Source organism: Flavobacterium sp. 9, assembly GCF_002754195.1.
Taxonomy (GTDB): Bacteria; Bacteroidota; Bacteroidia; order Flavobacteriales; family Flavobacteriaceae; genus Flavobacterium.
In genome coordinates this window covers 2,397,738-2,416,338 of sequence record NZ_PEEU01000001.1, presented here as the reverse complement: position 1 = coordinate 2,416,338, position 18,601 = coordinate 2,397,738, and the positions used below count along the sequence as shown (strand labels likewise).

General features: G+C 31.9%; 23 protein-coding genes and 1 tRNA gene. 17 read left to right on the top strand and 7 right to left on the bottom strand.

Features of this window, described 5'->3' with window-relative positions:
• Complete coding sequence (locus CLU81_RS09770; RefSeq protein ID WP_099709620.1) at positions 1 to 276, top strand: hypothetical protein; 276 nt, start codon at positions 1 to 3, stop codon at positions 274 to 276.
• Positions 277 to 351: 75 nt separating this feature from the next.
• A complete protein-coding gene (locus CLU81_RS09765; RefSeq protein ID WP_099709619.1) occupies positions 352 to 603 on the top strand; it encodes an FUSC family protein in 252 nt (83 codons plus the stop codon).
• Between the two features lie 86 nt (positions 604 to 689).
• Here CLU81_RS09765 and CLU81_RS09760 read toward each other — a convergent pair whose 3' ends face one another.
• Positions 690 to 1,271 (bottom strand): HD domain-containing protein, encoded by a 582-nt coding sequence (locus tag CLU81_RS09760; RefSeq protein WP_099709618.1) that lies wholly within the window; start codon positions 1,269 to 1,271, stop codon positions 690 to 692.
• A gap of 233 nt (positions 1,272 to 1,504) precedes the next feature.
• On the opposite strand from CLU81_RS09760, the gene CLU81_RS09755 reads away from it, so the two are divergent.
• Positions 1,505 to 2,545 carry a DUF6438 domain-containing protein gene (locus CLU81_RS09755; protein ID WP_099709617.1) on the top strand — a complete coding sequence of 347 codons (1,041 nt, stop codon included), beginning with the start codon at positions 1,505 to 1,507 and terminating at the stop codon, positions 2,543 to 2,545.
• 110 nt (positions 2,546 to 2,655) lie between these two features.
• Here CLU81_RS09755 and CLU81_RS09750 read toward each other — a convergent pair whose 3' ends face one another.
• Positions 2,656 to 3,051 carry a helix-turn-helix domain-containing protein gene (locus CLU81_RS09750; RefSeq protein ID WP_099709616.1) on the bottom strand — a complete coding sequence of 132 codons (396 nt, stop codon included), beginning with the start codon at positions 3,049 to 3,051 and terminating at the stop codon, positions 2,656 to 2,658.
• Between the two features lie 231 nt (positions 3,052 to 3,282).
• On the opposite strand from CLU81_RS09750, the gene CLU81_RS09745 reads away from it, so the two are divergent.
• Together CLU81_RS09745 and CLU81_RS09740 are read left to right on the top strand one after the other, a co-directional pair.
• On the top strand, positions 3,283 to 4,254 hold the full coding sequence (locus CLU81_RS09745; RefSeq protein ID WP_099709615.1) for a hypothetical protein: 972 nt from the start codon (positions 3,283 to 3,285) through the stop codon (positions 4,252 to 4,254).
• A 16-nt stretch (positions 4,255 to 4,270) separates the two neighbouring features.
• Positions 4,271 to 4,594 (top strand): hypothetical protein, encoded by a 324-nt coding sequence (locus CLU81_RS09740; RefSeq protein WP_144444492.1) that lies wholly within the window; start codon positions 4,271 to 4,273, stop codon positions 4,592 to 4,594.
• A 127-nt stretch (positions 4,595 to 4,721) separates the two neighbouring features.
• Here CLU81_RS09740 and CLU81_RS09735 read toward each other — a convergent pair.
• Positions 4,722 to 4,799, bottom strand: a tRNA-Val gene (locus CLU81_RS09735).
• 178 nt (positions 4,800 to 4,977) lie between these two features.
• Positions 4,978 to 6,204 (bottom strand): folylpolyglutamate synthase/dihydrofolate synthase family protein, encoded by a 1,227-nt coding sequence (locus CLU81_RS09730; RefSeq protein WP_099709613.1) that lies wholly within the window; start codon positions 6,202 to 6,204, stop codon positions 4,978 to 4,980.
• Positions 6,205 to 6,335: 131 nt separating this feature from the next.
• Here CLU81_RS09730 and CLU81_RS09725 point away from each other — a divergent pair, with 131 nt between their 5' ends.
• The 4 genes from CLU81_RS09725 to CLU81_RS09710 all read left to right on the top strand — a co-directional run bounded on the left by CLU81_RS09725 (position 6,336) and on the right by CLU81_RS09710 (position 9,045).
• Entirely contained in the window at positions 6,336 to 7,031 is a 696-nt protein-coding gene (locus CLU81_RS09725) for a MotA/TolQ/ExbB proton channel family protein (RefSeq protein WP_099709612.1), read from the top strand.
• A 3-nt stretch (positions 7,032 to 7,034) separates the two neighbouring features.
• Positions 7,035 to 7,430 (top strand): biopolymer transporter ExbD, encoded by a 396-nt coding sequence (locus CLU81_RS09720; protein ID WP_089352007.1) that lies wholly within the window; start codon positions 7,035 to 7,037, stop codon positions 7,428 to 7,430.
• A gap of 51 nt (positions 7,431 to 7,481) precedes the next feature.
• Entirely contained in the window at positions 7,482 to 8,216 is a 735-nt protein-coding gene (locus CLU81_RS09715; protein WP_144444491.1) for a hypothetical protein, read from the top strand.
• Positions 8,217 to 8,607: 391 nt separating this feature from the next.
• On the top strand, positions 8,608 to 9,045 hold the full coding sequence (locus tag CLU81_RS09710) for a hypothetical protein (protein WP_144444490.1): 438 nt from the start codon (positions 8,608 to 8,610) through the stop codon (positions 9,043 to 9,045).
• A 152-nt stretch (positions 9,046 to 9,197) separates the two neighbouring features.
• Here the strand turns inward: CLU81_RS09710 and CLU81_RS09705 are convergent, their stop codons facing one another.
• The 3 genes from CLU81_RS09705 to CLU81_RS09695 form a co-directional block, all read right to left on the bottom strand.
• Complete coding sequence (locus tag CLU81_RS09705) at positions 9,198 to 10,097, bottom strand: hypothetical protein (RefSeq protein ID WP_099709609.1); 900 nt, start codon at positions 10,095 to 10,097, stop codon at positions 9,198 to 9,200.
• Between the two features lie 361 nt (positions 10,098 to 10,458).
• Positions 10,459 to 11,685, bottom strand: coding sequence for a Glu/Leu/Phe/Val dehydrogenase dimerization domain-containing protein (locus tag CLU81_RS09700; protein ID WP_099709608.1), 1,227 nt, complete (start codon positions 11,683 to 11,685; stop codon positions 10,459 to 10,461).
• Between the two features lie 147 nt (positions 11,686 to 11,832).
• Positions 11,833 to 12,408, bottom strand: a complete 576-nt coding sequence (locus CLU81_RS09695; protein WP_099709607.1) for a chalcone isomerase family protein — start codon at positions 12,406 to 12,408, stop codon at positions 11,833 to 11,835.
• A 485-nt stretch (positions 12,409 to 12,893) separates the two neighbouring features.
• On the opposite strand from CLU81_RS09695, the gene CLU81_RS09690 reads away from it, so the two are divergent.
• The 8 genes from CLU81_RS09690 (at position 12,894) to CLU81_RS09655 (ending at position 18,600) form a co-directional block, all read left to right on the top strand.
• On the top strand, positions 12,894 to 14,036 hold the full coding sequence (locus tag CLU81_RS09690) for an acyl-CoA dehydrogenase (protein ID WP_099709606.1): 1,143 nt from the start codon (positions 12,894 to 12,896) through the stop codon (positions 14,034 to 14,036).
• A gap of 104 nt (positions 14,037 to 14,140) precedes the next feature.
• Positions 14,141 to 14,818: a Crp/Fnr family transcriptional regulator gene (locus CLU81_RS09685; protein WP_099709605.1), complete on the top strand. Its 678-nt coding sequence runs from the start codon at positions 14,141 to 14,143 to the stop codon at positions 14,816 to 14,818.
• A 90-nt stretch (positions 14,819 to 14,908) separates the two neighbouring features.
• Complete coding sequence (locus CLU81_RS09680; RefSeq protein WP_099709604.1) at positions 14,909 to 15,505, top strand: peroxiredoxin-like family protein; 597 nt, start codon at positions 14,909 to 14,911, stop codon at positions 15,503 to 15,505.
• A gap of 6 nt (positions 15,506 to 15,511) precedes the next feature.
• Entirely contained in the window at positions 15,512 to 15,970 is a 459-nt protein-coding gene (locus CLU81_RS09675; RefSeq protein ID WP_099709603.1) for a YHS domain-containing (seleno)protein, read from the top strand.
• 8 nt (positions 15,971 to 15,978) lie between these two features.
• Positions 15,979 to 16,365 carry a DoxX family protein gene (locus CLU81_RS09670; RefSeq protein WP_099709602.1) on the top strand — a complete coding sequence of 129 codons (387 nt, stop codon included), beginning with the start codon at positions 15,979 to 15,981 and terminating at the stop codon, positions 16,363 to 16,365.
• A 2-nt stretch (positions 16,366 to 16,367) separates the two neighbouring features.
• Positions 16,368 to 16,856, top strand: coding sequence for a hypothetical protein (locus CLU81_RS09665; protein WP_099709601.1), 489 nt, complete (start codon positions 16,368 to 16,370; stop codon positions 16,854 to 16,856).
• Positions 16,844 to 17,554, top strand: coding sequence for an NRDE family protein (locus CLU81_RS09660; RefSeq protein ID WP_099709600.1), 711 nt, complete (start codon positions 16,844 to 16,846; stop codon positions 17,552 to 17,554). The genes CLU81_RS09665 and CLU81_RS09660 overlap by 13 nt, the downstream gene beginning before the upstream one ends.
• Positions 17,555 to 17,565: 11 nt before the next feature.
• The gene (locus CLU81_RS09655; protein ID WP_099709599.1) at positions 17,566 to 18,600 is read left to right on the top strand and encodes a D-alanine--D-alanine ligase; all 1,035 of its coding nucleotides are present in this window, start codon (positions 17,566 to 17,568) and stop codon (positions 18,598 to 18,600) included.
• Position 18,601 lies beyond the last annotated feature (1 nt).

Here is an 18,601-nt window from a genome sequence, read left to right as displayed (position 1 = left end):
ATGGAAAACAAGGATTATAATGCTTTGCTGCAACATATAGCAAACCCGTTAGATTACTCAGAAGGTTTTTATTTAGTATATGTAGAAGTGCCGGAAAGAAGCAACGAAATAAGCGAAATAATCTCAGTACATGCTAAAATAGTTTCTGAACTCGAGTTTGGTTATTTGTGCGAAGTACATATGCAAGGCATTCCGGAAATTGCAAGATCATTGTCTTTGAAAAATCACGCTATTTATCAAATGGTCAGATTAGTAAAACTATCGAGAAAGGACTAATTGTAGAAATAATATTTTTTATATTAGCTGGAACAAAAGCCACTTATTTTAGATAACCAAAACCAAATAATATAAATGGAGAAAAAAATACTATCAGAATTAACGGATCAGGAATTGTTGCAGGAAGCAAAAAAAAGGAAATCAACTTCTATAACTAATGCTTTCTTAATTGGATTTCTAGTAGGAATTGTAGTTTACAGCGTTGCAAAAAACACTTGGGGTTTTCTAACGTTAATACCTTTATTTCTTATTTACAAATTAGTTAATAAATCAAAATATGATGATAAGGAATTAGAAAATATCCTAAAAGCGCGAGGTTTGAAATAATCTCTAAGATTTATAAACCATATTTTAGATACAAAAACTCCTTAAGAAATTAAGGAGTTTTTTGTGATTTTTATAAAATATGAATGCTAATTAATTTGAGACGTAGTCAGGAAACGGCTATATTCTTTAATTTTTGTTTTTAATCTTCCCGCCAAATATTTATTTCCATCTTTTAATTCGTCGTAGATAATTTCGGCTTCTTCCATATATAGTAACTTTTTTTCGTCTTTCCAGTAAAACGGAGGTTCGTATAGATTTGTAATTCTGTCCGCCATTTTTACAGCCCAAATTTCGATTGGCTGTTCTTTAATTCGTTTCAGACTATCTAGCATTTTTTCAAGCGATCCTTCAATTTTGTCATTTTTCGTTAGCGCAAGAACTCCACTTGCAACTTCATGACCAAAAAGAGCCTTTACTTTTTCGTATGTAATTGCTGTGTCTTCGATCGTATCATGAAGTATTGCACATTTAATTGCTAAATCAGAATTGATGTTTTCTGTGTGTTGAATTGCATTTAAAACCTCAAAGACAACACTTCCAATATGATTTAGATACTCAACTTGTTCACCATCACTAAAACCACCATATTTTTGTCCGTTGTGTAATTTTGAAGCCAATTGCCATATTTTTTGAATTTCATCGATTGACCATTGTTTTTGTTGTTCCATTTGTGATGTTTGAATTAATATAGGCTGTTATTTTATTGATGTAATTTATTGCTTTTTTTTGGAATCTCTTCAATATTTGATTTAATAATCTAGACTTTCTGGATATGATTATTTGTAGAGATTGTACGCTCGATTTTTAATTAGTTGTAATTTATTATATTCGTACAAAGTAAAATCCGACATATTTTGCAAAGCATAATAGTTTAGACAGGATATTTAATAAAAACGTAAAAATGAAAATCATAAAGCTATTTTTAATTCTATTAGTTTTCGCATCCTGTAAAAAAGAAACTGAATCTGTCCAAACTCCCGTAATCAAAACCCCTTTTGTCCAAACTCCAATTGTCCAATCAGAAATAGATCGACTAAAAACTAAATCAGAAATAGAAAACTTCATTCGAAAAAGTGATACAAATTACAAGAAATATGAATTAAAAAAGCTTCAGGATTTTAACAGAAGTAATAGTTATGATAGCGTAAATAAGATTTTAGCAAATAAACTTAATGTCAAAACATTTTACACAAAAGCTGATTTTAATAATGATGGTTACACTGATTTGCTTGCTATTGGAGACAATCATGATTGTATAAGTTTTAGACCGGGAATTGAAGGGGAAGAATCATGTAGTTTTTCACCAATCGTATTAATGAATAATGGGAAAAATAAACCAAAAATTTTTCATATTGATAAAGAATTCGAAAGCCCAATTGTCCCAAAAGTTGAATATATAAATTCTCAGCCTTTCTTAGTTATTCATAAACAGAAATTAGTGGATGAGAAAAAAAAGAAATATGCAGATTCAAAAGCTATTTTGACTTTTAAATTTGGAGATTTTATCGAATACAATGAAAATCCAAAAAAGAATAAAATTACCAAAATTGAATTTAGAACTTCCGGTTGTTTTGGTTCTTGCCCAGTTTATAAACTAACATTAAATCGGGATTCCTTATCAGTATTTAATGCTCAATATTATAACTTCAATAAAAAAGACGATGTTGGTTATGGTAAAGAAGAAGGTGTTTTTTCGACAAAAATCAGTAAAGTAGAATTTGATAAATTAGAAGAACTTTTAAATTATTGTGATTTTGAAAATTTAAACAAAGAATATTATGTAATGCATACTGATGACCAAACTGGATATTTGAAAATAACGTTTAATAATGGCAAAGTGAAAATGATCAGTGACTATGGAATGATTGGAACTTATGGATTAAAAATTCTTTATGAAAAACTAGCAGAATTGAGATTTAATCAAAAATGGAAGAAAAAGTAATACATTCAGTAAGATGCGTTTTGGTTTCTTTTATCTGAATTTACTTTTCTAGAAAAGACGTGAATAAAAAACTCCTTAATTTCTTAAGGAGTTTTTGCTTTTCTAAAAGGTTATTTCCCTTTTATTATTTTTTCCAGATATTCAACTTTTTCTTTTTCGGATTGAACTAAACGTTCGTAAAGTTCTACAACTTTATCAAGAGGATTAAAAGTACAGTTGTAGTTAGTGCTTGCAAAGTGGCTATTATTTACAGCATCATTAAAAGTATTAAAAAAATTAATCATATTTTCTTCCGAAAAATTTTTAATTGCTTCTACTGTTACACCTAATGCTTTTGCAACTTCGGCAAGTTTTTCATCATCAATAGTTTCACTGTTTTCAATAGCCGAAACAGTTTGTTGACTTGTTCCTAAAGCTTGCGCCAAAGCTTCTTGTTTCATATCTCGAAGTTCACGAATACGGCTAATTTTTCGCCCTATGTGATTTGGTTTTATTAGTGTGCTCATAGTTCAAAGATATTTAAAATTTCTCAGAAATTTCCCAATTGGTAAAAAACAGGTTTGAAATTGTGAGATACGGTTTTTATTTCTATTTCAAAAAAAGTTAATATTTTGTAGTAAAAATATTTCTTATATTCGTTTAAAGAAAAATCAAATTATTTCGTAAAACGAACTAAAAAAAGATGTAGTAATGTTGTTTTATGCTTGTTATAATTTATTGCCAAATAGTCCTGAAAAATGAAATGTATAATATGTGATGAAATTGCTAATGAAGTTGGTTCTCATTTAATACCAGCTAGTTTAATCAAAAATTGCGTAGGTGCGCATTACAAAGAAGAATCATACAATATTGATTCTAAAAATGCACAAATAAATGTTTATTTCGGAAGAGACAATCTTAAAAATACTTCGACAGAAATTAAACCAAACGATTATAAGAGAGATTATATTTTATGCAAAGTTTGTGAAAAAAAATTAGCCACTTTAGAATCAAAATTTGCATCTGAATTTTTACAAAAATTTAGAAACCAAAAATACCTGAGTAATTTTAAGTACTATGATTCAAGTCTGAATTTTGAAATATTTGAACCTCAAAAAGTCTCAAATATTGAGATTCAAGCATATTTTTACTCAATTATATTTCGATTTTGTTGTGTTTATAAAATTGAAGATAATGATAGCTATCTTGAGGAAAAAGATTTGTTGAAAATTAAAAAGTTTCTAAATGACTTTTTATATAATCATGATACGAAAGGAGAATATGGAATCGAAGAATTTAGAATTTTAATCAACTTTAATAAATATTCGGAAAAAAGTAAATTTATTGCGACCTCTAACGATATAAAAAATCCATACATTTTTTATTTCTGTGAAGCAATAATACTATTATTTACAGAAGAGTTAAAAAATGAAGATGTGCGCTTATTTGGAGATTGCGTAAATTCTATTACAGATAAATCATCTAAAATAATTGTTGGCCCAGAGGAATTCTATGATACATTGTCAAAAAAAATTGCTGATATATTAGCGGAAACTTTCATGATTAATGCGGTTAATTATATTTGTGAATTAAATAAAAAAACATTTGCTGAAAATCTATTAGAAGCTAATCAATTAATTGAAGAATATAAAGAAAAAAATATTAGTATTTATATTGTAAAAGTTTTTGAAGAATTAAAAAAAAGATATGGTGGTCAAAAACCTTTTTAAACTAATATGCGATATTATGGAAGAAGAAAATTGGGAAGAGATATATAACGAATTGTATGATCTAAGAGAGGAGTTTTTCCAGAAATGGAGAAAGAATATTAATGATTTGAAATACTACACAAAAGTCAAAGAGAATGATAAACGTGTCGCTGAAATTATAGATAGTTTCATAGGAATTGTAAAAAGACATGAAGTTCTTTATCAAGTAATATTCGATCAAGAAGATGTGAATTATGAAAATAATAAAGAATATATGGAGCGTACAGGTTTAAGAAAAGAAAGTGAGTTTTACAGTTATTCTCTGAAAGTCATGGATAAATTAGAAGAAATTTTGAACTAGACTAATTATTATTTCTTTACTCAATTCTGCGAAGTGTTATTGTGAAATACCGTGGAAACATCTCTAACTTCGTGCGTACTATTCGAAAATGGTATAAAAAAACTCCTTAATTTCTTAAGGAGTTTCTTGGTGGGCGATGAGGGGTTCGAACCCCCGACCCCCTCGGTGTAAACGAGGTGCTCTGAACCAGCTGAGCTAATCGCCCTATTTTACTAGATTGCTATCGTTTGTGATTGCGAGTGCAAATATAAGCCACTTTTTCAGTTCTGCAAACAAAAGATGCTAAAAATTTAAAGTTTTTTTAAAGTTTTTCCTATCTCGTTGTAATTGAATTTATTATAAAAGAAGTTTTTTTAGTCTTTTTCAGACAATTTAAAAATCCGTTAGTTTGATGGCAATTCGGCAACAACAAAAGTACTTCCGCCAACGTAGATAAAATCATTTTGAGCAGCATTTTCCTTCGCAGCAGTAAAAGCTTCGACTACAGAATCATATTTCTCTCCCAATAAATCGTGACTTTTGGCAGCTTCCTTTAAGATTTCAACGCCTAAACCTCTCGAAGAATTTGGACTACAGAAATAGTATTGCGCTTTTTTAGGAAAAAGAGGCAAAATAGAATCCAAGTCTTTATCGTTTACAACTCCAAGAACAATATGAAGATTCTCAAAAGTTTCATTTTTAATTTGGTTCATCACAACAGCCAATCCGTGTTTGTTGTGTGCGGTGTCACAAACGATTTTCGGATTTTCTCCCAATTGCTGCCATCTTCCTTGTAAACCTGTATTTTTTACAACGTTCAATAAACCAGTTTTTAGACTTTCGTTTGAAACTTTAAATTCATTTTGAGAATTTAGAACAGTAATAGTTTCCTGAACCGTTTTCTTATTATGAAATTGATAATCTCCAATTAAATCAGACGGATAAACTTCGGAAATCAAATCTGAAGCAAAATATATTGGCGCTTTGTTTTCTTCGGCTTTAGCCAAAAATACAGGTTGAGTTTCCGCAGTATATTCACCAATAACAACCGGAACATTAGGTTTTATAATTCCGGCTTTTTCGCCAGCGATTAATGCCGGAGTATTTCCAAGAAACTGAGTATGATCTAAATCGATGTTTGTAATCACAGAAACCAATGGCGTTATAATATTGGTAGCGTCAAGTCTTCCGCCAAGGCCAACTTCAATAATCGCGATATCTGTTTTCTCTGAAGCAAAATAATCAAAGGCTAAACCAACAGACATTTCGAAGAAACTCATATCATTGGCTTCAAAAAAATCTTTGTGTTTTGCGACAAATTCACAAACAAAATCTTCTGATATTTCTTCGCCGTTGATTTTAATTCTTTCCCTAAAATCTTTTAAATGTGGCGAAGTGTATAATCCAACTTTATATCCCGCTTCCTGCAAAACCGAAGCCAACATATGCGAAGTAGATCCTTTGCCGTTGGTTCCTGCAACGTGAATGTATTTTTGCCCATTTTGAGGATTATCAAGATGTGCTGCCAGCAACTTAATATTGGTCAAATCTTCTTTGTATGCCGAAGCGCCTTGTAGTTGGTACATTGGGAGTTGATTAAACATCCAATTGGTAGTTTCCTGATAGTTCATTTATTTTGGATAAAAGTGTTGTTGATTGAAATAATTTTCGTTTTTTTTAGTTTTATATTACAGCGAAAATTATCTTTATTGCAAATTTCAAATATTTTTTAGAATTAATTATTAAAAACCAGAATTAATGTATGTTTAGTTTTATACAAGTACAAACAGATACCATTGCAAACGCCGCTTCTAACGTAGTTATTGAAAAAATTGCTCCAAATACCGAAATCTCAGTTTTAGGATTTATCTTAAAAGGAGGTTTTTTCCTGATTCCAATTGCCATCTTACTATTCTATACTTTTTATGTAATCATAGAACGTTATTTATACATCAGTAAAGCTTCAAAAATTGACAGCAGATTAATGCAGGATGTTGGCGATAAGCTAAATTCTGGTAATATCGAACTTGCAAGAACAATTGTAGAAAGAAGTAATACTGCAGCAGGAAATATCCTGAAAGAAGGAGTTCTGGTTATTGGAAGACCAATTGCCGAAATCGAATCCAACATGGATCGTGCTGCCGATATCGAAATTGGAGAAATGGAACGCCGTTTAGGTCACCTTGGATTAATTGCCGGTATCGCGCCAACACTTGGTTTTATTGGAACAATTTCTGGAGTTATCAAGATTTTCTACAGTATTTCGGTTACAGAAAATATCAGTATCGGAAACATTTCCGGAGGTTTATACGAGAAAATGATTAGTTCCGGATCAGGACTTATTGTTGGTATTATCGCTTATAGCGCTTACCATTTATTAAACGGAAAAATTGATGATTTTGCTTTAAAAATTCAGAAACAAATACTAGAATTTGTAAACATAATTCAAAGATCGTAAGTTATGTCTATTAAAAGAAAAAGAAGATTTCATGCCGAAGTAGCAACTTCATCATTGAGTGATATTATGTTTTTCTTGCTGTTGTTTTTCTTAATTATTTCAACACTTGCAAATCCTAATGTTATCAAAATGACTTTGCCAAAAGCGAAATCAAATGAAAAAACAAACAAGCAACTAATAAGTTTATCCGTTACCGAAGATAAAAAATTCTACATCGACAAAGAACCAGTTGAATTTGACGCTCTCGAAACGACTTTAATGTCAAAAATTGGAGCCGATAAACAGCAAACCGTTGTCGTTCGAATTCCGTTTAACTTACAAGTTCAGGATTTAGTAGATGTACTGCAAATAGGAGTGAAGAACAACTTGAAGTTTGTTATTGCTACAAGTCCGAAGTAGGTTCGTGTTATCAAATAATTGTTTAATGTATTAAAAGCTTTAATTTAAAAAATGAAGAGATTAGTTTTTTTAATTGTCACATCCATATTGTTAGTTAGTTGTTCAACTAGTGTTTCGACGAAAATAGTAAATAAAAATTTTCAGAAACTAGAAAATAGTAGTCCAATAATTGTTCTTGATGAAAAAGAAGAAGTACCAAATAGTTCCGATCTTATTGGAGATTTAAAAATTGGAGACTCAGGATTCACAACAGATTGTGGTTATGATAAAGTTATTGCCGATGCTACAAATGCAGCAAGAAATGCAGGAGCAAATATTATTAAAATTACAGAACTTAAAAAACCGAGTACTTTTGGAAGTACCTGTTATAGAATTAAAGCAAAATTATATCGAAATGTAGATGCCGAAGCTTTATCTGTATTGGCTCAAAAAAGAAGCTTAAAGAATAAATCAAGACTTCCTGAAAATGCAGATTATGCAGTAGTTTATTTTTACAGACCAAGCAATGGAGCCGGAGGTTTGTTAGGATATAAAATTAAAGATGTAAATGATTCTATTGTTGGAAGATTAAGAAACGGAGAGAAGTTTGCCTATAAAACAAAGAAATTTGGAGCACAGACTTTCTACGGAGTATTAGAAACAAAAGAAGAAGTAAAAATAAATATAGAACAAGGAAAGGAATATTTTGTAAGATGTGCCGTTAATATGGGAATCGTTTTAGGTAGACCTGAAATTAATCTTACTGAAAATTTTGTTGGTATCAAGGAATATGAATTAATGAAATAAATTATTTGTAGACATTAATTTCTAAATAAAAAAGGCTTTCTGGAATATTCCAGAAAGCCTTTTTCTATTTGTATTAATTAGTGAAATTCATGTTTTAATGCAAAGTAAAATTATCATTAGGGCGTGCCACCATTTAAAAAAAGGCCTAAGTTTCGTTGCGATCATTAGGCCTTTTCTTAAATGCTGTCGGGCTATTCACGCTACTTCGGTAGCAAGCTTCTATCCCTCACGCAAAAACACACAATCTTTACGCAGCAATTTGTCCTTGCGAGGAACGAAGCAATCTCACGACAAAAAGCAAATTAAGCGTGAAATTGGTTATTTTTGTCTTTCGATTGAGAAGAAATAATGCGTATTAATCTGCAGAATTTTATAATTAAAGACTTAATTTATGAAGAATTTACTTTTACTGGCTCTTTTTTGCTTTTTTATGATTAGTTGCGCTTCAAAAGATAAAATGACGGGTACTTATAAAACAAATCTCAATAAAGACAGTGATTATATTTTTGATATGGATAATCAATCTTATACGAGTGTATATAAAAGTGGTTCTAGTACAAAGGGAAAATTTAAAGTGGTTCGCTTAAGTTCAGAAAGAATCTTACTTGTTTGTAATGATATGATTCTTAAAAATGGGCATGACTATATAAAAGATATAAATGAAAAAGAAGATTCGTCATATATTGGAGTAAAACATTGGTATAAAAACTTAGGTTCAACTGTCTTCGAGATAAATAAGAAAGATACAGAAAACTTGAAATACAGAAAAACATACGGGAACCAAATCGAAAAAACTGAAGAAACGGGTATTTTAATTCGTATTAAGTGACAGCTAAATAAAAGGTTATATTCTTTAGTGCCAGAAATATGAAGTAATATAAAAAATAAATTGCCTTATAATGCGAAGACTAAATAAAAAAGGCTTTCTGAAATATTCCAGAAAGCCTTTTTCTATTGGTGTAAATCCGTGCAATTCGTGTTTTAATCTAAACTAAAATTATAGATAATCTTACCAACTTGTTTGGCTGGAGCATTACTGTCAGCATCCCATCTAGTATTCATTGCTGCAATTTTTGCCTGATCCAGTAAACATTTTGCTGTATTTGTTGTTCCTTTTATTCCTGGTGTTGCGCTAATTGTTTTTCCGTTTTGGTCAACTGTAACTTCTACAACCACTTTTCCGGCTTCGTCACAAGTATATTTTGGTGCAGGTTTAGATAGTGCTTTTCTGTTTCCAAGAGAATATCCAGATCCGCCACCAGAACCACCGCCGCTTCCGGCTCCGTAACCACTTCCGGTGCCAATACCATTTCCTGTCCCGTTTCCTCCGCCAGTTCCGCCACCAGAACCTCCAGTGCCATAATAACCGCTAGATCCTAAACTTCCGTTTGCTTTTCCTTTATTTCCTGCAACTTTATCATCGCCATCGCCGCCTTTGTTTGATCCTTTTAGAATGCTCGATAAAGCATCATTTGTAGAATTCGAAACTTTTGGTTTTTGAGGTACAGGTTTTACTTCAGGTTTAACAACCGGAGTTGCTTTTTTAGGTTTTTCTTTCGTCGGAATTACAACGTCATTATCATCATTTGTGTTTTCTTGCGTAATGATAGCTTCGTCTGGAGTTGCTTTTGCAGGAGCTTGTTTGGCTTGATTTTTTACTTCCAGAACTTCACTTTTATAATTTGCTCCAGAACCTAAATCACTGTCTCCAAAATTTACCGTTACACCGCCACCGCCGCCACCTTCTGCAAGTGCAACATTGTTTTCAGGATTATAAGGAGGCCAAAAGCGAATGAAAAATAAAAGCAACAGTAATACAGCATAAATTGCCGTAGATATTAATAGAGATTTCTTTTTATCTGAAGAATCCGTAGAAGTCATTTTGATTCTGAGTTTTGTAATAGTATTAAATAAAAACGTTTAAAAGTAGTAAAAATTGTTTAGATTGAAAGTGCTGGGCTTAATTTAACCGCAAAGGTCGCTAAGGTTTACGCAGAGTTCGCAAAGTTTTGTTGAGTTGTTTCAAACTAAGTTTATTAAGTTCGCAAAGCTTTTTATCTAATCTCGCAAAGACGCAGAGTCGCAAAGAAAAACTTAAAAAAGAAAAACTTTGCGACTCTGCGTCTTTGCGAGAAATAAATTAGCGCGCTTTGCGTAAAACCCTTGCGAACTTTGCGGTTAAATTTTAAATAAAAAAAGCGAGCTAAAATTTAGCCCGCTTAGAATTGAAGTATAAAGAAAATTATACTAATTGTTTCAATGCAATTTCGAAAGCAGTTGCACTGATATTTGTTTTTGATGGATTTAAAGCGTGAGCTTTTACAATCGCATTTTTTATAATTTCAGATGTATCGTTAAAGATCGCTTCATCCGTCATTTGAACTTTTTTCTCCATGAAATAAGCAAAAACTCTCGCCATTCCGCAGTTTGAAATAAAGTCAGGAATCAAACTTACTTTATGATCCACTTCTTCCATGATCGAACCAAAGAAAATTTCTTTGTCAGCAAAAGGAACATTTGCTCCACAAGAAATAACTTCTAATCCATTTGCGATTAAGCTATCAATTTGACTTTGTTGAACTAATCTTGACGCAGCACAAGGCGTGAAAATTTCAGCACCAATTGTCCAGATTTTAGAGTTGATTTCCTCAAACGGAATCATATTATCGGCAACCAATTTATTTCCGTCTTTATTAAGGAATAAAGTTCTGATTTCTTCAAAAGAAAAACCTTCTTCTTTAATTAATCCTCCGTCACGATCAATAATTCCAATTACTTTTGCGCCCATTTCTGCAAGGTAAAAAGCCGCAGCAGAACCTACGTTTCCAAAACCTTGAACGATTGCTTTTTTACCTTTAATGTCTCCGCCATAAGTAGCATAAAAATGACGAACAGCTTCGGCAACACCGTAACCTGTAATCATGTCGGCAACAGTATATTTTCTGGTAACATCCGGTGAGAATTTTGGGTTTTCGATTACCTTGATAACACCTTGACGTAATTGTCCAATTCTATTAATTTTGTCCGCTTCAGTTGGTTTAAAATGTCCGTTGAAAACTCCTTCTTGCGGATGCCAAACGCCACATTCTTCCGTCATAGGAATTACTTCGTGAATCTCATCTACATTTAAATCTCCGCCAGTTCCGTAATAACTTTTCAATAATGGTGAAACAGCTTTGTACCAACGTTGCAAAACTCCTTTTTTGCGCGGGTCATTTGGGTCAAAGTTTATTCCTGATTTAGCGCCTCCAATTGCAGGTCCTGAAACCGAAAATTTAACCTCCATTGTTTTGGCCAATGATAAAACTTCATTCATATCTAAGCCTTTTCTCATTCTTGTTCCTCCACCTGCAGCTCCTCCACGTAGTGAATTAATAACGGTCCATCCTTCAGCTTCTGTTTCAGAATCTTTCCAGTTAAAAACAATTTCAGGTGCTTTATTTTCAAATTGCTGTAATAAATCTTTCATTTTGTTGAGATATGTTTAGTTTGCGTAAAAGTATAAAATAGAATAATGCGAATAATGTATTTTATATCAAATTTATCAAACAAAAAAAAGAAAGCCGAAAACAATATGCTTTCGGCTTAAGAATTTTATATAAAATTGGGATAATTATTATTGTCCCAATAAGTGTTTCTTTAATGTTTCGTCAACTGGTTTATCAGATAACCAGATTCCGAATAATGCTTTTTTGAAATCAAATCCAGGGATTTTTCCTTTAGAAACATCATTTTTAATCACGCTCACAGTTTGGTCTAATGGATTGTACCATAAAATAAAGACATCTTTTTCTTTTATAACATCGCTTAATAAGGTTTTGAAATCCTCAATTCTTGGACGTAATTCTTCAAAATTGCTTCCCGCAGATTTCTCAAAACCGGCATTCATTGCTTTTGTCAATTTGTTTGAAGAAACCATTGCTGAGGTAATTTCAATTCTAATCGCCATTTCAGTATCACTGTCAATAATGAATTTTGGATCCTGACTTAATTGCGATAAATACAATGCCTGCACATAAACTTCCAACCACATTTTTGATCTTCCACCTGCACCATTAAGCTGCATGGTTTTGTTTTGAACTTCAATTTTTCTAGGAACAGTAACGCCATTTACATCAAGTGTAGCTTGTGCAGAAACCGTCGAAAATTGGACGCTTAAAAGTAGTGTAAGTAATAGTAAAATCTTTTTCATATTCTGTCGATAATTTTGTTTTTGGGCAAAAATAATGTTAATTTATTAATTTTAAGTTGTTATTGGACATGTTTTTTTATTCTGATTTTTAATTTTTTTCAATGTATGTAATTAGTAATCAATTTAGTAAGAGTTGTTTTACGTGTATTTACCCGTTTTAAGGTTTGTTTAATCTTTTTAGGATGAAAATCGTCTTATTTTTTTGTGTTTTATAAAATTTATTAGGCAATTATATTCTTAAATTTTAAAGAAAACGTTGCAAAGTTTATGTTAGTTGCGCCAAATTTCGTTATTATTACGAAAACGTTATCGTAATTGTTGCTGATCTATTAAATTTATATGCGCGCATTGTTAAATTGAGTTTTAAAAATTATCTTTGGAAGCCTTTAAAAAAAAACAAAAACAATAAAAACATAAAACCGAACAATTCTATAAACGAAGTTTTCTGAATTTTGGTTTTCAAAAACAATAAAACTACAAAGACTATGGATTTCAATCTGACCGAAGAACATTTAATGATTCAACAAGCCGCTAGAGATTTTGCTCAAAACGAATTGTTGCCAGGTGTTATTGAACGTGACGAAAAACAAATTTTTCCGACGGAACAAGTAAAAAAAATGGGACAATTAGGATTCATGGGAATGATGGTTGATCCTAAATATGGCGGAAGTGGACTTGATGCAATTTCGTATGTAATTGCGATGGAAGAAATTTCTAAAGTCGATGCATCTGCTTCTGTAGTAATGTCTGTAAACAACTCATTAGTTTGTTGGGGATTACAAGAATTTGGAACTGAAGAACAAAAACAAAAATATTTACCGGGTCTGGCTTCAGGTGAAATTCACGGAGCTTTTTGCTTAAGCGAGCCAGAAGCAGGAAGTGATGCAACTTCTCAAAAAACAACTGCGGTTGATATGGGAGATCACTATATTGTAAACGGAACAAAAAACTGGATTACAAACGGAAACACAGCATCACTTTATTTGGTAATTGCTCAAACGCATCCTGAATTAAAACATAAAGGAATTAATGCTTTGATCATGACCAAAGATATGCCTGGTTTTTCTATTGGACCAAAAGAACAAAAAATGGGAATCCGTGGTTCTGATACACACTCTTTAATGTTTAGTGATGTAAAAGTTCCTAAAGAAAACAGAATTGGAGAAGATGGTTTCGGATTCAAATTTGCGATGAAAACTCTTGCCGGAGGTCGTATCGGTATTGCTTCTCAAGCTTTAGGAATTGCTTCCGGAGCTTATGAATTAGCTTTAAAATATTCTAAAGAACGTAAAGCTTTTGGAACTGAAATTTGCAATCACCAGGCAATTGCTTTCAAATTGGCAGATATGGCAGTTAATATCGAAGCAGCGCGTCATTTGTGTATGAAAGCGGCTTGGGATAAAGACCAACATAAAAATTATGATGTAAGTGGAGCAATGGCAAAATTGTTTGCTTCTCAAGTGGCGATGGACACGGCGGTAGAAGCAGTGCAGATTCACGGAGGTAACGGTTACGTAAAAGAGTACCATGTAGAACGTTTTATGCGTGATGCAAAAATTACTCAAATCTATGAAGGAACATCAGAGATTCAAAAAATTGTAATTTCAAGATCAGTTATTGCAGGATAATTTTCTTATAATAATATAAAATAAAACCCTTTCAAGCGTTTGAGTTTGAAAGGGTTTTTTGTTTGGATTTTAATTTGGTTATCTTTACATAAAGAAACTTTTTTATGTACGAAGATTTAAAATATTGGTATTTACGAGATCATAAATTGTTTAGAACGTTGAGTTACTCACAAATCAAGCAATTGTGTATTATTACAGGTTTTAAAAAAGCTTCAAAAGGAGAAATTATTTATTTTTCCACTTCAGATTTACCCCGAATCTTTTTACTTAAAAAAGGAAACATCAAAATTGTAGCTATTGATGAAGATGGCAACGAAACCATAAAAGATATTATTCAGAAAGGAGATTTGTTTGGTGAATTGACTTTAGAAACTGATTCTAAAAACGAAGAATATGCAAAAGTCCTTTCAGACGATGTCGCAATTTGTAGTTTTCTAATGTCGGATTTTGAAGATTTATTGCTTAGAAATCCAACTTTAGCACTTTCATATACCAAATTTGTTGGTCTTAAAATGAAGCGCATCAAGAATAGTTATGCCAATTTAATTTCTAAAGATGCAAAAACAAGATTACATCAGTTTCTTAAAGATTGGGCGGAAAAGGAAGGTATTCAAAATGGAAATACTGTAGTACTTGATAATTATCTTACTCAAAGTGATATTGCTCAAATCATTTGTACATCAAGGCAAACCGCCACACAATTGTTGAATGAAATGGAAACGAATAATCTTTTGGCGTACAATAGAAAAGAAATTATCATTCCGGATATTACCAAAATATAATTATTTTAGGCGAAGTGTAAATTAGCCGACATTTTCCTTTTTCATAGCAAAGTAATTTTACATCATCAAAAAGATGTAACACGAAAAACTATGAAAAAATTAATCCTTATTTGTTTAGTGACCTTCACTACGGTTGCTAATGCACAAAACGCGATTCCAAAATCTGCGACAGATATTGCTCCTTTATTAATAGGAGAGAAAATTCCCGACATTACTTTAAAAACAGCTGAAAATACAGTTGTCAAAATTTCTGACTTAGTTAAAAAGAAAAAAACAGTTCTAGTTTTTTATCGAGGCGGTTGGTGTCCATATTGCAATATGCATTTGCAAGCTTTGGCTGAAGCCGAAAAACAAATTCTCGATTTGGGATATCAAATTATTGCCGTTAGTCCTGATGCACCCGAGAATTTAAAAATTACAGAAGAAAAAGATAAAGTAAAATATACCTTACTTTCTGATTCAAAAGGAGAACTTATCAAAGCTGTAGGAATTGCTTATGAAGCTCCGGAAAACTATAAATCAGTAATTAACGTACATTCTAAAGGAGCCAATACCAATTTCTTACCAGTTCCGTCTGTTTTTGTTCTAAACCCGGAATCTGATATTTTATTCGAATATATTTCTCCTGATTTTAAGCAGCGTATTTCGACCAATTTACTTGTTTCAGTATTAACAAATATCAAATAAAATAAGATGAAAAAGCTAGTATTATTTGTGTTGATTTTGGTTTCAGGTATTTCATTTGCTCAAAACGACGCGAAACGAATTAATCAATATAACTTAGAAAATAAAGTTGCAATTCAGGGTTATGATCCGGTTGGATATTTTAATCAGGGAAAAGCAATCAAAGGAAAAAAAGAAATTTCAGCTTCTTATCAAGGTGTAATTTATAAATTTTCGTCAAGCGAAAATAAAGATGCGTTCTTAAAAAATCCGTCAAAATATGAACCTCAATATGGCGGATGGTGTGCTTATGCAATGGGAAGTGCCGGCGAAAAAGTCGAAATAAATCCTGAAACTTTCAAGATTGTCGACGGTAAACTCTATTTATTTTACAACGCTTATTTTAACAATACTTTGAAAAGTTGGAATAAAGAAGAGACGAAACTAAAGTCGCAAGCAGATACAAACTGGAAAAACATATATAAATAATAACGATCATGAAAACAGCAAAATTAGCCTGGATTTTAAGAGTCGTCGCTGCGGGAATCTTATTGCAGACTTTGTTTTTTAAGTTTAGCGGAGCAGCAGAAAGTATTTATATTTTTTCGACTTTAGGAATAGAACCTTACGGAAGAATTGGATCAGGAATCGCCGAATTAATTTGTGCCATTTTAATTCTGATTCCAAGAACCACTTGGATTGGAGCCTTTGGTGCGAGCGGAATAATGACCGGAGCAATTTTGTCTCATTTATTTGTCCTAGGAATTGTAGTCGAAAATGACGGAGGATTTTTGTTTTTGTTAGCCATTATTACCTTAATATGTTGTTTAACATTGCTTTATTTCGATAAAAATAAATTGTTTAATCTTCTAAAACTAAAATAGCCATGTTACTAAAATCAATACGCCACAGTTTAGAGGAATTAATTTCTCTATTAGATCAATTATCTGATCAGGATTATGCACAATCTTGCGAAGCTTTGAGCAACGCAACAATTGGAGAACATGTAAGACATATTCTCGAAATGTATCAATGTCTTGAAAATGGTTACGAATCGGGAATTTTAAACTATGACAATCGCGAAAGAAATCTTCGTCTTCAAACCGAAACTGAATTTGCAAAACAGTTTATAACTGAGATAAAAATGGGTTTGAAAAGCGAAAACAAAATCATTTATCTCGAACAGGAAATTGATGGACTTGCAATCAGAATTCAGAGCAATTATTATAGAGAATTACTTTATAATCTGGAACATTGCATTCATCATCAGGCTTTGATAAAAGTAGTTGTTTTGCAGCTAAATAATATTTCGGTTAATGAGAACTTTGGTGTGGCGCGTTCCACCATAGAATATAGAAAACAATGTGTACAGTAAGCTTTATAAATAATAATGGAGTTGTGATTATAACTTCCAATCGTGATGAAAAAGTAATTCGTCCCGGAGCTCTTGCACCAAGAAATTATTGTATGGGCGGTAAAAATATCATGTATCCAAAAGATCAAAAAGCTGGAGGAACCTGGTTTGCAGTTGATGAAAACGGAACCGTTTTGGTGCTTTTGAATGGTGGAATTAAAAAGCACGATTCCTTATTTCTTTATAGAAGAAGTCGAGGATTAATTGCTCTTGATATTATTTCGAATGCTTCGCCAAAGGATTTCTGGAATGAAATTAATCTCGAAGATATAGAACCATTTACCTTGGTTCTATATCAGAAAGAAGAATTGTATGAACTGATTTGGGACGGGATTACAAAATGGAAAACATTATTGGATGTGACCAAAAATCATATTTGGTCATCGGTCACTTTATATTCTGAAGAAATTAGAAAAAGGCGTTCTCAATGGTTTTTTAATTTTTTGAAAGACAAGAACGAAATTTCGACTTTGGATATGCTGGACTTTCATAGAAATACCCAGAATGATGATTCTGAAAACGGTTTGATTATTAATAGAGAAAATACCTTGAAAACACTAAGTGTGACACAGGTTGTAATTAAGCAAAATAAAGGTACAATGAAGTACTTTGATTTGATTAAAACAGAAGATTTTTCGACTTCTTTTATAAGTATTTAAAACAAATAACGATGAAACTATTTTTTCATAAAGTCAGCAATTGGGAATATTGGCCGTTTCAGGTTTTGTACGTTCCTATTTATTTTCTTTGGGTATATTATGCAATCAAAGCAAGATCTGTTTTCTTTTTTAATGCTTCAAATCCGAAGATTAAAAATGGCGGTTTTATAATGGAAAGCAAAAAACAGATTTATGATTTGCTTCCTAAAGAACATTATCCGAAAACTATTTTGATCAGAGAAAGTACAGATTTAAAAAAGATTGTAAGTACAATTGTTGACAACAGCGTTTATTTTCCTTTTATAGCAAAGCCTGATATTGGTTTGCGCGGTTCTGGAGTAAAGAAAATCAGAAATGTTTATGAATTAGGCGAATATGCAAAGAAAGCAAATTTCGATTTTTTGATTCAGGATTTAATCCCGTTCAAAAATGAAGTTGGTATTTTTTATGTACGTCATCCACATCAGAAAGAAGGAAGAATTACCGGAATCGTTTCTAAAGAATTTTTAATTGTTACCGGCGACGGAATCTCGACAATTGAAGATTTAATTTGTAAAACGCCAAGATTTAAATTACAACTCGAAGCTTTGCAACAAGAATACGGAAGTCAGTTGCATAAAGTTTTGCAAAATGGCGAAATGATAAATTTAGTGCCGTTTGGGAATCATGCGCGTGGAGCAAAATTTCTTGACGGAAGTAATTTGATTACACCAAAATTAACCGCAATGATAAACGAAGTTGCGACTAAAATTCCGGAATTCTATTTTGGAAGATTTGATATCATGTACAATACTTTTGAAGAATTGGAACGTGGCGAAAATTTTCAAATCGTAGAACTTAACGGCGCCGCAAGTGAACCAACACATATTTATGATCCGAAGCATTCCGTTTGGTTTGCCTGGAAAGAATTGGCGCGACACATTACTTATATGTATGAAATAAGTGCTGAGAATCATAAAATGGGAGTTCCGTATTTAAATTATAAAGTTGGAATTCGCGAATACAGATTGCATTTGGCACAAAACAATAAGATTATAAATTTTTGAA